10 protein-coding genes are annotated in these 15,035 nt (G+C 61.4%); 2 read left to right on the forward strand and 8 right to left on the reverse strand.

The window, feature by feature from the left end:
* Positions 1–4 precede the first annotated feature (4 nt).
* Both pcaD and pcaC read left to right on the forward strand, forming a co-directional pair.
* The gene (pcaD, locus tag C8K66_RS22845) at positions 5–796 is read left to right on the forward strand and encodes a 3-oxoadipate enol-lactonase (protein WP_046384423.1); all 792 of its coding nucleotides are present in this window, start codon (positions 5–7) and stop codon (positions 794–796) included.
* 10 nt (positions 797–806) lie between these two features.
* Positions 807–1,199: a 4-carboxymuconolactone decarboxylase gene (gene pcaC, locus C8K66_RS22850; protein WP_017844824.1), complete on the forward strand. Its 393-nt coding sequence runs from the start codon at positions 807–809 to the stop codon at positions 1,197–1,199.
* An 88-nt stretch (positions 1,200–1,287) separates the two neighbouring features.
* Here pcaC and C8K66_RS22855 read toward each other — a convergent pair whose 3' ends face one another.
* The 8 genes from C8K66_RS22855 to C8K66_RS22890 all read right to left on the reverse strand — a co-directional run bounded on the left by C8K66_RS22855 (position 1,288) and on the right by C8K66_RS22890 (position 15,032).
* Positions 1,288–2,754 carry a M91 family zinc metallopeptidase gene (locus tag C8K66_RS22855; RefSeq protein WP_108525998.1) on the reverse strand — a complete coding sequence of 489 codons (1,467 nt, stop codon included), beginning with the start codon at positions 2,752–2,754 and terminating at the stop codon, positions 1,288–1,290.
* Between the two features lie 137 nt (positions 2,755–2,891).
* Positions 2,892–3,791, reverse strand: a complete 900-nt coding sequence (locus C8K66_RS22860) for a polysaccharide deacetylase family protein (protein ID WP_017844826.1) — start codon at positions 3,789–3,791, stop codon at positions 2,892–2,894.
* Positions 3,792–3,902: 111 nt separating this feature from the next.
* A complete protein-coding gene (locus tag C8K66_RS22865; protein ID WP_256591021.1) occupies positions 3,903–5,444 on the reverse strand; it encodes a M91 family zinc metallopeptidase in 1,542 nt (513 codons plus the stop codon).
* A 91-nt stretch (positions 5,445–5,535) separates the two neighbouring features.
* Positions 5,536–6,786, reverse strand: a complete 1,251-nt coding sequence (locus tag C8K66_RS22870) for an OprD family porin (RefSeq protein ID WP_108526003.1) — start codon at positions 6,784–6,786, stop codon at positions 5,536–5,538.
* A gap of 142 nt (positions 6,787–6,928) precedes the next feature.
* The gene (locus tag C8K66_RS22875; protein ID WP_046384420.1) at positions 6,929–8,542 is read right to left on the reverse strand and encodes a J domain-containing protein; all 1,614 of its coding nucleotides are present in this window, start codon (positions 8,540–8,542) and stop codon (positions 6,929–6,931) included.
* A gap of 10 nt (positions 8,543–8,552) precedes the next feature.
* Positions 8,553–10,250, reverse strand: a complete 1,698-nt coding sequence (locus tag C8K66_RS22880; RefSeq protein WP_046384419.1) for a molecular chaperone HscC — start codon at positions 10,248–10,250, stop codon at positions 8,553–8,555.
* A gap of 166 nt (positions 10,251–10,416) precedes the next feature.
* Positions 10,417–11,874 (reverse strand): AdeC/AdeK/OprM family multidrug efflux complex outer membrane factor, encoded by a 1,458-nt coding sequence (gene adeC, locus C8K66_RS22885; protein WP_046384418.1) that lies wholly within the window; start codon positions 11,872–11,874, stop codon positions 10,417–10,419.
* Positions 11,871–15,032 carry an efflux RND transporter permease subunit gene (locus tag C8K66_RS22890; RefSeq protein WP_108526005.1) on the reverse strand — a complete coding sequence of 1,054 codons (3,162 nt, stop codon included), beginning with the start codon at positions 15,030–15,032 and terminating at the stop codon, positions 11,871–11,873. The genes adeC and C8K66_RS22890 overlap by 4 nt, the downstream gene beginning before the upstream one ends.
* Between the last annotated feature and the right edge of the window lie 3 nt (positions 15,033–15,035).

Consider the following 15,035-nt stretch of genomic DNA (forward strand, 5'->3'; position numbering starts at 1 on the left):
TGCTGTGGCTTTTGTACAACTCGCCGAGGGCGAACTGCATTACCAACTGGATGGCCCCATCGATGCACCGGTGCTGGTGCTGTCCAATTCGCTGGGCACCGACCTGAATATGTGGGACACCCAGGTCCCGGCCTTTGCCGAGCACTTTCGCGTGCTGCGCTTCGATACCCGTGGCCACGGCCAATCCCTGGTGACCGAAGGCCCCTACAGCATCGAACAACTCGGCCGCGACGTGATTGCGCTGCTGGACGCGCTGGACATCCCGCGCGCGCATTTCTGCGGGCTGTCCATGGGCGGGCTGATCGGCCAATGGCTGGGGATTCACGCGGGGGATCGTTTGCAGCGCCTGGTGGTGTGCAACACTGCGGCCAAGATCGGTACATCAGACGTGTGGAACCCGCGTATCGAGATGGTCCTGCGCGACGGTGCGGCCGCGATGGTGGCGCTGCGCGACGCGTCGATTGCGCGCTGGTTCACCGCCGATTTCGCGGCGGCCAACCCGCAGCAGGCCAAGCGCATTACCGACATGCTCGCGGCCACCTCGCCCCAGGGCTACGCCGCCAATTGCGCAGCGGTGCGCGATGCAGACTTTAGCGAGCAACTGTCGGCGATCCACGTGCCGACCCTGGTGATCGCCGGCACTGAAGACGCTGTCACACCGCCCGCCGGCAGCCACTTTATCCAGCGTCAGGTACAGGGGGCCGAGTACGCCGAGTTCTACGCCGCCCACCTGTCCAACGTGCAAGCCGGTGCGGCGTTCAGCGACCGGGTCATTCAATTTCTGCTGGCCCGCTGAGGAGTCTTTTGTGGACGAGAAACAACGTTACGCCGACGGCCTGCAAGTGCGCCGCGAAGTGCTGGGCGACGCGCATGTCGACCGCAGCCTGAATGCCTTGACCGAGTTCAACAGCGAATTCCAGGACATGATCACCCGCCACGCCTGGGGCGATATCTGGACCCGCCCCGGCCTGCCCAGGCACACCCGCAGTTTGATCACCATCGCCATGCTGATCGGCATGAACCGCGGCGAAGAACTCAAACTGCACCTGCGCGCCGCCGCCAGCAATGGCGTGACCCGTGCCGAGATCAAGGAAGTGCTGATGCAAAGCGCGATCTACTGCGGGATTCCGGCGGCGAATGCGACGTTTCATCTGGCCGAATCGGTGTGGGATGAGTTGGGGGTCGAGTCGCGCGCTTAGTGCGACTCGGCACTGCACTCCTGGCGAGAGGCAACAGGTTGTCGAGGAGCGGTCGCTGACCGTCACGGGGCTGAGCGGTCAGGTCGACTCACAGGGAGCCGTAGCTTTTTCTCAGGGGCAGGCCCATTTCTTCTCGTAACGCGTTTTCGGTCAGTGGGTAAGGATTTGACGTGGTTGGCGCGGTTGCGGGGTCGTTGTCAAAGTCGAAGGGCGGACTGGCAGTTTCCAGGCCGACGACCTGGCGTTCATCATTGGGCTCCTGGGTGCGTGTGCCGTCCGGGCGGATAATTTCCGTATTGCCGAGAAATGTGCTGCCTGTGGCTGCGTTATAAGCGTGACCCAGTTCGTGGTACAGGGTCGTGGTGGTCGGCAGAAACACACGCGACTCGTCCGAGGCTTCTCTGGGGATGACCGGGTTATAGGTCACAAACGATTCTGTCGTGCCCGCGCCACGGACCCCATCGCGGATGATCGTGGGGTCCTGCCATTCTTCCAGGGGAACGCCCTCCGGCGGCACGACGATGTGAGTATCAGTGATATCTTGCATTATCGTGACTTTGGCTCCGCTGCGCTCTGCGGCGGCGTCCAGTTCATTCAACATGTGCTGGCTGTTGGGAGAGCCTCGGTAAAACTCCAGGTCATCCTCAACCCGTTGCTTGAATGCCGGGGAACCTTCGATATCAATCGCCTTGCGCCCTGCATTTTCGGGCAATGGCACGGTCTCGATAAACTTGAATCCGAATGGCAATCCCAGGTGATCGCTGCGTTTACCGTACACAACGTCGTCGCTTGAGTTGGAATAGACGCTGTCTTGACCTCTACCCGTGTAGATATGGCTTCGGCCATAAGCGTTTATCTGATCATCGCCTTTGCCGCCGTGCATGATGTTGTGGCCGCTTCCGCCGTGCATCAGGTCGTCATCGTTTCCCCCGTCCATGTAGCTGGTTTTGCTGTCAGGACCGTAACCCGCATACATGCGGTCGTTACCGTTCCCGCCGTACATGGTGTTATTGCCTGTGCCGCCCATCATGGTGTCATCGCCGTCGTCACCGCCGGCGTAACTGCTTGCGCTGCCCAGTTGGATGATGTCATTACCCGCGCCGCCGTAAACTTGGCTTTTACCACCTCCGGTCTGTATATGATCGTTACCTTCACCTCCATGGATTAGGGTGTAAGCCATCACATCAGGATCAATGCGAACGGTGTCGTCACCTTTGTTCGCCCTGATGGCTATCGCTGTCGCATCGCTGTTAGCAGCGGGCAGTAAATAACTTTTGCCATTTATCACGGCATTGAGTTGGCCGCGTTCGCCTTTGCTGATGTGAATGTCGTCCGCGCCATCGGCAGTATCGATTTTTAGAATCGTCACATTTTTTTTCCCGCTTTCCCCCTGATACGACGTGGTTGTCAGTGTGATATCGACATTTTTGTCACTGACAATCTTGCTGGTCTGGGGGGGAGGGCTGTTTACGAGTGCAGTGGCGCCTGGAGCTGGCGATCCGCCGGGGAGGGCATTAGGTTCGGGCGCTTTAGGCGCAACGGAAGAGGTTTGCATCGTCAATACTCTTTCTTGTGAGCGTCGGTGATTTACCGCCGATCAGTGGTGAAAAAGTTGGAGGGGTTCCCGCATGACGATAACTACTTCATTACAGCATGTATGAAAAAAGACAACGCACTGCCCGATAACGCACATCACTTGGAATCGGCGTCCCACACCCAATTCCACACCCCGGGCAGATGCACTTCTTCACTCGCTTGTTTCACGGTACGCGCCAATGCCGCCCGCTCCAGTGCTGCGTGAGCGGTGTAGAACGGCTCGGCGGCGGTCTTCAGGCCGTCGATCCGGGCGCTGTCCATCAGGATCTGCAGGTACTCTTGCAGATGCCGTGCGGTGTAGCGGTTGATGTCGTGGAAGGTCACCACCACCGGTATCACGCCGTCGACTGTCGGCAATTCCCCCAAGGCGATGCGTTCGCGCACCACCGACAGCTGGCGGATCAGGTTCTCGCGGCGGCGCGGGCTGGCGTTGAAGCCCCAGATCTTGCCGTCGTTGGCGCTCAGGTCGGTCAACAACACCTTCATGCCGTGGCGCTGGTAGGCGGCGAAGGTGCGCCGGTCGTAGTTCCAGAAGGGCGGGCGCACCAGCGTCGGCGACACGCCGGTGATCGCGGCGATATCCGCAGCGCCCTGGCTGAGGGTGCGTTCAAGCTCAGCGTCGCTCAACCAGCGATGGTTGGTATGAAAGGCCGTGGCCGTGTGGAACGCCAGCACATGCCCGGCCGCGAACTCACGTTCCATGGTCTTGCGACCCCGTGAACTGCCGCCGGAGCGCGAGGCTTCGGTCTGCAGAAAGAACACCGCCTTGATGCCCGGCAATACCGGGTTGTTTGCCAGGTCGGCCATCACCGAGCGGGTCGGGTTGTTGTACCCCGAGGCGCTGGGACCGTCATCAAACGTCAGCAGAAAACGGATCGGCGCCTGGGCCTGCAGGCGTTGTTCAGTCTGCGGCGTCAGCGCGATGGGCGCGCTGATGCAGCCGCTGAGGCTCAAGGCCAGGGCAAGCAAGGCGGATGCGATGGCGAAAGATTTCATGGGTGCGCAGGCTCGAATAAAACCCGCTGCTGGATGGGTCAGCTGCGGCAGGCGCGCACGATACCGCAAGATGCTCGGCGTGGGGTTAAAGGCTGACAAACGCGATCTGGTTTAACCTACGTATTGCGCTCGCAGTGGCCTACCCATTTCCTCGTTCAAAGCGTTTTCAGTGAAGGGCTTGGGGTTGGTGGTGATGGCCGGCGTGGCAGGGTCGTTGTCAAAATCAAAGGCGGCTGCGCTGCTCTCAAGGCCGACGGCCTGGCGTTCACTGTTAGGCACTTCGTGCGCCTGCCCCTCGAATACTTCCTGCGTGGAACCCGTGAAGGCGGTGCCGTTGGCGGCGTTATAGGCGTGAGCCATTTCGTGGTAGAGCCCGATGATGGGCGGGTGAGTCGTGCCCGCCGAGGGGTTCAGTTGGGACCGGTTGTATTCAATGCGCGCGCGGTCAGCCCGAGACCCTGGTACTCCGTCGACCATGAACCCCCACTTGGGATCGTCGCCGACTACCGGCGCACGTTCGTCCTGCAGCAGGGCCTGGAGTTCCTGGCTGCCGTAGATGTACCCGCTGCCGTTCTCCTGCCGATCTTCCACAATCGTTACCGGGGCGCCGTTGCGATCGGCAGCCGCGTCCATCTCTGCGAGCATCTGCTGGCCTTGGGGAGAGTGGCGTAACAGCGCCAAATCGTCTTCGACCCGTTGGATGAACGCGGCAGATCCCTTGATCGCAAACCCCTTGATTGGGCCGGGGTGGGCAGGCACGGCGGTCAATAGCGAGCCATTGAGGTGGTTGATCGAGTCGCCGGGCTGGGCGTAGATCCGGTCGCCCGGTCGATTGGCAATGACGGTGTCGTAACCGTCGCCGGTGTAGAAGGTGCTTCGGTCGTGGCCGATCAAGCGATCGTGCCCGGTGCCGCCATGCAACACCGTGTGGCCGGAGCCGGCGTACAGCCGGTCATTGCCGTTGCCGCCATCCAGATAGCTGGCTTTTCGGCGCGATCCCGCGCCCGCATAGAGGCGGTCATTGCCGTTGTTGCCATAGAGCACGCTGTCGCCGCTGCCGCCCATGAGCCGGTCGTCACCGTCATTGCCCTCTGCGTAGCCAAGGCCGCTGCCAAGGCGCACGACGTCGTTACCGTTGCCGCCGACTACGCGGGTGTCGCCACCGCCGGCCTGGATTCGGTCATTGCCGTTCCCCGCTTCAATCACGATGGGCTGCATGACGTTGGCATCAATGTGTACGTGGTCATTGCCGCCGTGGGTCTTCAGGTACAGGGTCAGCGGTTTGCCATCGTTATCGTGGCTGGCAAAACGATACAACCGGCCATTGAGGCGAATGTTCAACTGATCGTCAGAAGCCTGGCTGATGTGGACCTGGTCCGCGTCGTTGCCGGTTTCCAGGAGCAGGCTGTTGTTCAGGCTGAAGGAATAGCCGCGCTCCCATATCGACTGTCCGCTGGCTTTTAGATTGCCGTCATTCAGGAACGGGTGCAGATAGGTCTGGATCGACGTGCCTGGGAGGAACTGCAAATGGGCAGGTTTGGCCAGCCCGTAGTGACCAGTGTCGAACGTTGCTACTGGGCGCGCTGCAGGTAAGGGCGGTACGCCATCGAGGAGGCGTGGGAGAAGGCGGGTACTACCGTTGAAAACATCCATGTGTGGTCCTTGTTTAAGCGCCAGGTATCAGCCCTGGCGCTTAACAGTGATCACCCGCAGCAAATCGTTCCCGCCAAGGTGTAATACGGCTTTACAGCAGACTGATCGGGTAGCTGACGATCAAACGGTTTTCATCGAACTCATTGTTGCTGAAGTCGCGGCGGATGCTGGAATTGCGCCAGCGCAGCGTGAGGTTTTTCAGGGCGCCGCTCTGCAGCGTGTAGCCCAATTCGCTTTCGCGGCCCCACTCCTTGCCGTCGGTGATGGTGCCGGTATGCACGTTGCTGCCGCTGATATAGCGGTTCATCAAGGTCAGGCCCGGTACGCCGAGGGCGGCAAAGTTATAGTCGTGCCGCACTTGCCAGGATTTCTCCTGGGCGTTGTCGTAGCTGGAGTTGTAACTGTCGTTGGCCAGGGTACCGCCGCTGGTGCCGTTGACGCGCATCCAGGCGCTGTTGCTGGTGAGTTTTTGCAGGCCGACGTAGAAGGTGTTGCCGCCGTACTTGGCCGAAAACAGGCCGGACCAGGTTTTGTTGTCCAGCTCGCCTGCGCGGGCGCTGCCGTCGTCCTTGCCGTAGAAGAACCCGAGGTTGGCGCCCAGGGTCCAGTCGCCCACGGGTTGGCTATGGACCAGGTTGACGAACTGCTGGCGGTAGATGTCCTTGAGCTGGGCATTCCACAGGCCGACCTGGGTGCGTTTGTCGTTGAACGTGTATTCGCCGCCCTGGAAGTTGAAGCGGTCGGAGGTGAAGGCGGCTTTGCCGAACATCGACATGTCCGACATGCTGCTGTCGTCCCGCGGGCTGTTGGCGCGGAACTGGCCGCCGTAGAGGGTCAGGCCGTCGATTTCCTTCGAGGTGATCTGCCCGCCGCGCAGGGTTTGCGGCAGGGAACGGCCGTCGTCGGCGCGCAGGATCGGCAGCGTCGGCATCCATTCGCCGACCTTCAGTTCGGTCTTCGAAATCCGCGCCTTGAACGCCACACCCAGGCGCCCGAAATCATCGGCGGGGCGGCCGTCGTGGTCCAGCGGCAATAACTGTGAACCGCCAGTGCCGCGCCCGCCATCAAGCTTGAGCGAGTACAGCCCCAGTACATCCACGCCAAACCCCACGGTGCCCTGAGTGAAGCCGGACTTGGCGTCGAGAATGAAACTTTGCGTCCACTCCTGCGCGCCGCCCTGGGCTTTGGTCGGGTTGGTGAAGTTACGGTTGATGAAGAAATTGCGCAGGTTGAGGTTGGCGCTGGCGTCCTCCATAAAACCGTGTTCTTCGGCGACGACGGGAAACGCGAGGCTGGCGACTGCGGTGGCCAGCAATAGCTGGCGAGGGTGAAAAGTGCTCATGGCATTGGACCTGTTGTTATTGGGGTTATGCAGGTGGCGGCCATGGTGCGGGGCAGTGCGGGGGTGGTTCAATCGGGGGAGGGCGGGTTTTGGGCGATGATCGAACGCAAGTTGCCGGGCGCTGAGGCCCGGCATTTGCGGGTTATCGTTTGGGCAGGTCGAAGTGGGTCCAAGGCACCGCTGGCAGGTAGTGTTGCGCAGCTACGATCAGCGCCACCATCACCACCAGGAATACCACTTGCAGGGGGCTCCAGAAGGCCCAGTGCAAACCGTTCAGCCACGGGTAGCCTTCGCTGAATTTCTGGCTCATCTGACCGATACGCGTCTTGTGCAACAGGTTGATCAGGACCATACCCGCGTAGGTGAACATGCCCAGCACGCCGAGCATCAAGCCGCAGGCCACCAGCATGATCGCCTGCGGTACGCCGTGGCGAATGACCAGCCAGTAGTCATTGGGGTTGATTCGCTTGGGGATCAGGTACTGGCTCAGCCACACATCCAGAACCCGATAGGTTGAACTCATCCCGGCCCACATTTGGGTGACGCGAAAGCCAACGGCCGCCGGCACGAACGCCATCAGCATGAAAATGACCAGCGACATCCCGTCCATTCTGTCTGGCTTATCGTGGGCGATGCTCAGGCCAAGCCCCAGGGCGAAGACGGCCCATAGCCGGATAAACACCTGTGTGTAGATCGGCCGAGGTACGAATTTGCGCCAAAAGAACAGATCTGTTTGAGGCAGGCGCTCGACCAGTTGCGGATAGCGCCAGGTCAGTGTTTGCGCCAGGTGCTGGCAGGCGTTCCACTCGTTTTCGCCAAACCCATCGATCATGCGTTTGTGTTGCGTGGCGGACATCGGCGTCAGCAGCAGGCGCGCGGCCAGGGCATCGGCTGATGTGCGCCGCGTGTCCTGGGCCTTGTCTTGCAAGTTGGCGTAGAAACTTTCCTGCTCGCAACGCGACACCAATTCGCGCCATATCCACGCCGGTTCCGGGTACACGCCTTTCTGGTCGTCCCAGCCGAATGCCTGGCACACCCGCTCGAACAGCGGCACGCTCCATTGGGTTTCATGCAGCAGGTGCAGGACGATGCGCTGCCACTGCTGTTGCAGGTCGAACACCCGCAGCCAGGGTTGGTTGGTGTATTGATTGAGCTGGGTGATGAACTCGCGCTCGGCCTTTTGCTCCAGCAGTTCCAGCAAGGTGCGGCGGTAGTCTTGCAGCAGTTCGCCGGTCAGCGCTTCGTATTGCCAGGACGTCATCGCCACTTGCTGCCAGGGCGTCAGCCATTCCAGGTGTTGGGCGGCCCAACCGGCGATGGCGCTGCGTTCACCCGGTGCTTCGAAACAATGGCGCAACAGGCCGGCCTGGAACGCATCGGTGCAGCCCTGTTGCCGAGCCTGGACCCAGCGTTCATCGAGGTTACGCGCGTTGAGGTCGTCGAGCAGTGCCTGGGCCGGGTCCGGTGTGTGGGCTTCGAAGGGCGCAGGGCTGACGGGGCTGATGTTCATCAGTTCGGCCAGGTCATTCAGGTTTGCGTAGACCGCTTCGGCCACGGGCGCCTGGACGCGTTCTTCCTCTTCGTTATCAGCCCGCCAGCGTGCTTCACTCAGGGCGTGTTCATAGGCCTCGCGCAGGCGCTGGAAGCCTTGGGCGTCGTCGTCCGGGCGGCAGCTTTTCAGCAAGCGCGCATAGCTGCGCTTGATGCTGCGCTCGTCGGCGTCATCTGGCAGTTGCAGTACGGTCCAGCAATCCATCGGTGTTCCCTCAGCGCCAGAACCCGTTGTCGAGTTGCTCAAGTTGACGGGTCAGTTCGCTGCGAGCTTCGCGGATGCGGCGTTCGTCCTGGGTGTCGAGTACCTGCTGGAACTGTGCCGCCCAATGCCCTAGCTGTTCGCGCAGCTCGCCGAGGTTTTCCTGGTAGAGCCGTTCGAGGCGGGCGACGAGCACGGTGTTGACCTGCTGGTCGCGTGGGTGGACCTTCAATTGCGCCAGGGCTTGCAGGCGTTGCTGGATCTCCTGCGGGTTGAGCACGCCGGGGTTGTTCTCGATCACCAGCGAATGTTGCTCGCCGGTCAGCGGGATATTCACCTGGGCTTCCAGCAAACCGTTGTTGTCGTAGGTGAAGCGCACGTCCAGGGAGACTTCACCGGCCTTGCGCTTGGGCACGGGAATATCCAGTTGGCCCAGTTCGATGTTGTCTTTGACCAGGCGGCTTTCACCCTGGTAGATCTTCAGCAGCACGCGGGTCTGGTCATCGTGCAGGGTGACCACGCTTTTGACCCGGCTCACCGGCACGCTGCTGTTGCGTTCGATCAACGGCAGGTAATGGCCGCTTTCGATATGGCCGCCGTACTGGTTCGAGGTTTCGATGCCCAGGGTGTAGGGGCAAACGTCAGTCAGCACCACTTCTTCGAGGGCGGCAGAGCGCGCCTTGAGTGCGGCCTGGATCGCTGCGCCGTGGGCCACCACCTGGTCGGGATCGAGGCTGATGGACGGGAAACGCCCGAACAGGCCTGCGGCAAGCTTACGTACCAGTGGCATACGCGTGGTACCGCCCACCAGCAGGATTTCATCCAGGTCGCCAACCCGAATCCGCGCATCGCGCAGGGCGCGTTCGATCGGCGCGCGCAGGCGCTCCAGCAGCGGCGTGTAGAGCTTGGCCAGTTCCTGTTGGGTGATGGTTTTCACCCATTGCTGGCCGTCGACACGCAGGGCGAATTCAGCACTGTCATCCTGGCCCAGGGCTTTGCGCACGCGCTCGGCTTCGCGGCGCAGGGCTTGCAGCACAGTGCTGGTGGGCGGGAAACCCGTGGCGTTACGTTGGCTGTCGACAAAGTGTTCGAGCAACAGGGTGTCGAAGTCTTCGCCACCGAGGAAGTTGTCGCCGGCGCTGGCGCGGACTTCCATCACCCCGTCGAACAGCTCGATGATCGACACGTCAAAGGTGCCGCCGCCGAGGTCGAAAACCAGGAACGAGGTTTCTTTATCACGCTGATGCAGGCCGTAGGCGAGGGCCGCGGCGGTCGGTTCGTTGATCAGTTTTTCAACGGTCAGCCCCGCCAATTCACCGGCGATGCGCGTGGCCTTGCGTTGGCCGTCGCTGAAGTAGGCGGGCACGCTGATCACCGCGTCGGTGACCGTTTGGCCGTAGGTACGCTCGATGTCCTCCTTGAGGCTTTTGAGCACCAGCGCCGAGAGTTCTTCGGGGCGAAACGAGCGGTCGCCCAGGCGCACTTCGGTGGCGCTGCCCATGTAGCGCTTGAACAGCGAGGTGGTCAGGTGCGGGTGGGTATGCAGGCGCTCTTTGGCGGCCTGGCCTACCAGGACGCGGCCTTGGTCATCCAGCCCGACCACGCTTGGGGTCAGCAACTGGCCCAGGGCGTTGGGCACCATTTCGGCGGCATCGCCGCGCCAGACTGCCGCAAGACTGTTGGTGGTCCCCAGGTCGATTCCTACGATCATTACGACAAGCTCCCTCTGTGGTCTGTAAGAATCTGTTACTGATTTTACCCTGAAAGGTTGAGCGATAGGCAAGGCGGGAGAGCGTTGTGGTCATAGCAAACACCGATGACCAGGCATAAAAAAACCGCTTCCAGTGAGGGAAGCGGTTTTGTCTACAGCGGTGTGATCAGAACAACTTCAACGCCGGTGCTTCTTCTTTCAAAGGCTCGTTCTTCGCCGTTTGCTCGCTCCAGCCACCGCCGAGGGCCTTGTACAGGTTGACCTCGCTGGTCAACTGCGCGAGGCGGTCGGTGATCAGCGATTGCTGGGCACTGAACAGCTGGCGCTGGGCGTCGAGGAACGTCAGGTTGCTGTCGACACCAATGCGGTAGCGACGCTCGGCCAGGCGGTAGTAATCCTGGTTGGCGGCGACGAAACCACGCTGGGCCTCCAACTGCTCCTTGTAGGTCTCACGCGCGGCGAGGCCGTCGGAAACTTCCTGGAAGCCGGTCTGGATGGCCTTCTCGTAGTTTGCCACGTTGATCTCTTTCTGGATCTTCGAGTAGTCCAGGCTGGCGCGCAGGCTGCCGGCGTTGAAGATCGGGATGTTGATCTGCGGGGCGAACGACCAGGTGCCCGAGCCGCCTTTGAACAGACCGCCCAGGTCCGGGCTCATGGTCCCGGCGTTGGCTGTCAGGCTGATGCTCGGGAAGAACGCCGCGCGGGCGGCGCCGATGTTGGCGTTGGCTGCCTTGAGGTTGTACTCGGCCTGCAGGATGTCGGGGCGACGCTGCAACAGGTCCGATGGCAACCCGGTCGGCACTTCGCTGAGCAGGTTATCCGACAGCGGCTTGCTGACGAGATTCGCCGGCAGGCCGGTGCCGAGTAGCAGGGTCAGGCTGTTTTCGTCCTGGGCCACCTGGCGGGTATAGCGTGCCAGGGCCACTCGGGCGTTTTCCACCGAGGTGCGCGCTTGGCTCAGGTCGAGGGCCGAGGACACGCCGACTTCGTTGCTGCGCGAGGTCAGCTTGTAGCTTTGCTCGTATGCGCCCAGGGTTTCCTGGGTCAGCTTGAGCAATTCCTTGTCGGCCTGCCAGGTCAGGTAGGCGGTGGCCACACTGGCCACCAGGCTGATCTGGGTGCTGCGCCGCGCTTCTTCGGTTGCGAAGTATTTCTGCAGCGCTTCCTCGCTCAGGCTGCGGACACGGCCGAACAGGTCCAGCTCATAGGAGCTGATGCCCAGGGTGGCCGAGTACGAACTGCTGATGCCTGCTTTACCGGTTTGCGACATGCGTGCCGGTGTCCGCTGGCGGCTGCCGCTGCCAGTGGCCGATACGGCCGGGAACAGGTCGGCGCGCTGGATGTTGTACTGCGCCGCGTAAGCATCGATGTTCAAGGCCGCGACGCGCAGGTCGCGGTTGTTCACCAGTGCGGTCTGGATCAGCTGTTGCAGGGCAGGGTCATGGAAAAACTGCTTCCAGCCCTGTTCGGCGGCGGCCTGGTTCGGAGCCTGGGCCGACGAATACGCCGGGCCCTGCGGGAACTGCGCGGCCACCGGCGCCTCGGGGCGCTGATAGTCAGGTATCAGCGAGCAGCCACTGAGCACGAATGCCGTGACGGCTAAGGAAAGTAGCGACTTGCTCATTGGCCAGCCTCTTTAGGAGTTTGCTTGGGTTCAGTCTTTTTGCGTTCGCCCATGGCGGACACGGTTGCGAAGAACAGGGGCACCCAGAATATCGCCAGGACCGTGGCGGTGATCATACCGCCGATAACGCCGGTACCGATCGCATGCTGGCTGCCTGAGCCGGCGCCCGAGGAGATCGCCAGCGGCAATACGCCGAGGATGAACGCCATGGAGGTCATGATGATCGGTCGCAGACGCATGCGCGACGCTTCGATCGCCGACTCGACAATGCCTTTGCCTTGTTCGTGAAGCTCTTTGGCGAATTCCACGATCAGGATGGCGTTCTTCGCCGCCAGGCCCACCGTCACCAGCAAGCCCACCTGGAAGAACACGTCGTTGGACAAGCCACGCAGGCTGGTGGCGATCAACGCACCCACCACACCCAGCGGCACGACGAGTACCACCGCGATCGGGATCGACCAGCTTTCGTACAGCGCCGCGAGGCAGAGGAACACCACCAGCAGCGACAGGGCGTACAGCGCAGGTGCCTGGGAGCCGGACAGGCGTTCTTCATACGACAGGCCCGTCCAGGCGTAGCCGACACCCGCCGGCAGTTGCTTGGCGATACGTTCGACTTCGGCCATGGCTTCACCGGTACTGTAGCCCGGTGCCGGGGTACCGAGGATTTCCATCGCCGCCACACCGTTGTAGCGCGAGAGTTTCGGCGAACCGAAGATCCACTTGCCCGAAGCGATGGCCGACAGCGGCACCATCTTCCCGGAGCTGCTGCGCACGAACCATTTGTTCAGGTCTTCAGGGGACATCCGGCTGGCGGCCTCACCCTGCACGTACACCTTCTTCACTCGACCACGGTCGATGAAGTCGTTGACGTAGCTGCCACCCAAGGCAATCGCCAGGGTCTGGTTGATGCTCGACAGCGTAATGCCCTGGGCACTGGCCTTCTCGTCGTCGACGGTGAGCTCGTACTGCGGCTCATCGTTCACGCCGTTGGGGCGCACACCGGCGAGGATCTTGCTCTGGGCGGCCATGCCCAGGAACTGGTTGCGCGCAGCCATCAACTTGTCATGGCCGACGCCGCCCTGGTCCTGCAGGAACACGTCGAAACCGGTCGCGTTACCCAACTCCAGTACAGACGGTGGCACGATGGCAAACACCATGGCGTCCTGGAACGTCTGCATGAAGTAACCTTGGGCGCGCTTGGCGATCTCGAACACCGAGGTGGACGCGTCACGCTCATCCCACGGTTTGAGCATCACGAATGCCAGGCCCGAGCTTTGACCACGCCCCGCGAAGTTGAAGCCGTTCACGGTAAAGACCGATTTCACGCCCTTGCCTTCGCCGGGTTCGCCTTCCTTGTCTTTGAGCAGGAAGATACGCATGTCGTCGATGACTTTCTGCGTGCGCTCGGCCGTTGAGCCGACCGGCGTCTGCACCTGGGCAAAGATCACGCCCTGGTCTTCGTCGGGCAGGAACGCTGCCGGGATCCGCATGAACAACCAGATCATGCCGGCAAAGATCAGCACGTAAACGAGGAACGCCGGAATCTTGTGCCTGATCATGTTCCCCACGCCGCGCTCGTAGCTCAGTACGCTACGGTCGAAGGTGCGGTTGAACCAGCCGAAGAAACCACGCTTGGGTTGGCCGTGCGTCTCGGGGTCGATCGGCTTGAGCATGGTGGCGCACAAGGCCGGGGTGAAGATCAGCGCAACCAGTACCGACAACGCCATGGCCGAAACGATGGTGATGGAGAACTGTTTGTAGATCACACCGGTGGAGCCGCCGAAGAATGCCATCGGCAACAGTACCGCCGACAGCACCAGGGCAATACCCACCAGGGCGCCCTGGATCTGGCCCATGGACTTGACCGTCGCCTCTTTCGGCGACAGGTGCTCCTCGGCCATCACCCGCTCGACGTTCTCCACCACGACGATGGCGTCGTCCACCAGCAAGCCGATGGCCAGGATCATGCCGAACATGGTCAGGGTGTTGATGGTGAAGCCGAACGCGGCCAGGATCCCGAAGGTACCCAGCAATACCACCGGTACAGTCATGGTGGTGATGATGGTGGCGCGGAAGTTCTGCAGGAACAGGAACATCACCAGGAACACCAGCACGATCGCCTCGACCAGGGTGTGTACCACACCGGAAATCGATTCGGTCACCACTGGAGTGGTGTCATACGGCACCACCGCCTTCATGCCTGGCGGGAAGAACGGTTCCAGGGACGCGACCGTGGCACGGATGGCCTTGGCGGTGTCCAGGGCGTTGGCGCCGGAGGCCAGCTTGATCGCCATACCGGACGCCGGGTTGCCGTTGAACTGCGCGCTGATGCTGTAGGTCTGGCCGCCCAGCTCGATACGCGCGACGTCCTTCAAGCGAACCTGTGAACCGTCGGTGTTGACCTTCATCAGGATATTGCCGAACTGCTCAGTGGTCTGCAGGCGGGTCTTACCGATGATGGTCGCGTTCAATTGGGTGCCGGGCAGGGCAGGCAGGCCGCCCAATTGGCCGGTGGCCACTTGTACGTTCTGTGCCGAGATCGCGGTGCTGACGTCTACCGGGGTCAACTGATAGTTGTTCAGCTTGGCCGGGTCGAGCCAGATACGCATGGCGTACTGCGAACCGAATACCTGGAAGTCACCTACACCCGCAGTACGGGAAATCGGGTCCTGGATGTTGGACACGATGTAGTTGGACAGGTCGTCCTTGGTCATGCTGCCGTCTTCCGACACCAGACCGATCACCATCAGGAAGTTCTTCACCGACTTGGTCACGCGGATACCCTGCTGCTGCACTTCTTGCGGCAGCAGCGGGGTCGCCAGGTTCAGTTTGTTCTGCACCTGGACCTGGGCGATGTCCGGGTTGGTACCCTGGTTGAACGTCACGGTGATGGTCATGCTGCCGTCGGAGTTACTGTCCGATGACACATAACGCAGGTTGTCGATACCGTTGAGCTGTTGTTCGATCACCTGCACCACGGTGTCCTGCACGGTTTGTGCGGATGCACCTGGGTAGGTCACCTGGATATCAATGGCGGTCGGCGCAATCGCCGGGTACTGGTTGATGGGCAACTTCAGGATCGACAGTGCCCCGACCAGCATGATCACCAGGGCAATCACCCAGGCGAAAATGGGACGGTCGATAAAAAATTTCGACATGGA

Origin of the sequence: Pseudomonas sp. GV105, assembly GCF_003058185.1 — a bacterium.
GTDB classification, from domain to species: domain Bacteria; phylum Pseudomonadota; class Gammaproteobacteria; order Pseudomonadales; family Pseudomonadaceae; genus Aquipseudomonas; species Aquipseudomonas veronii.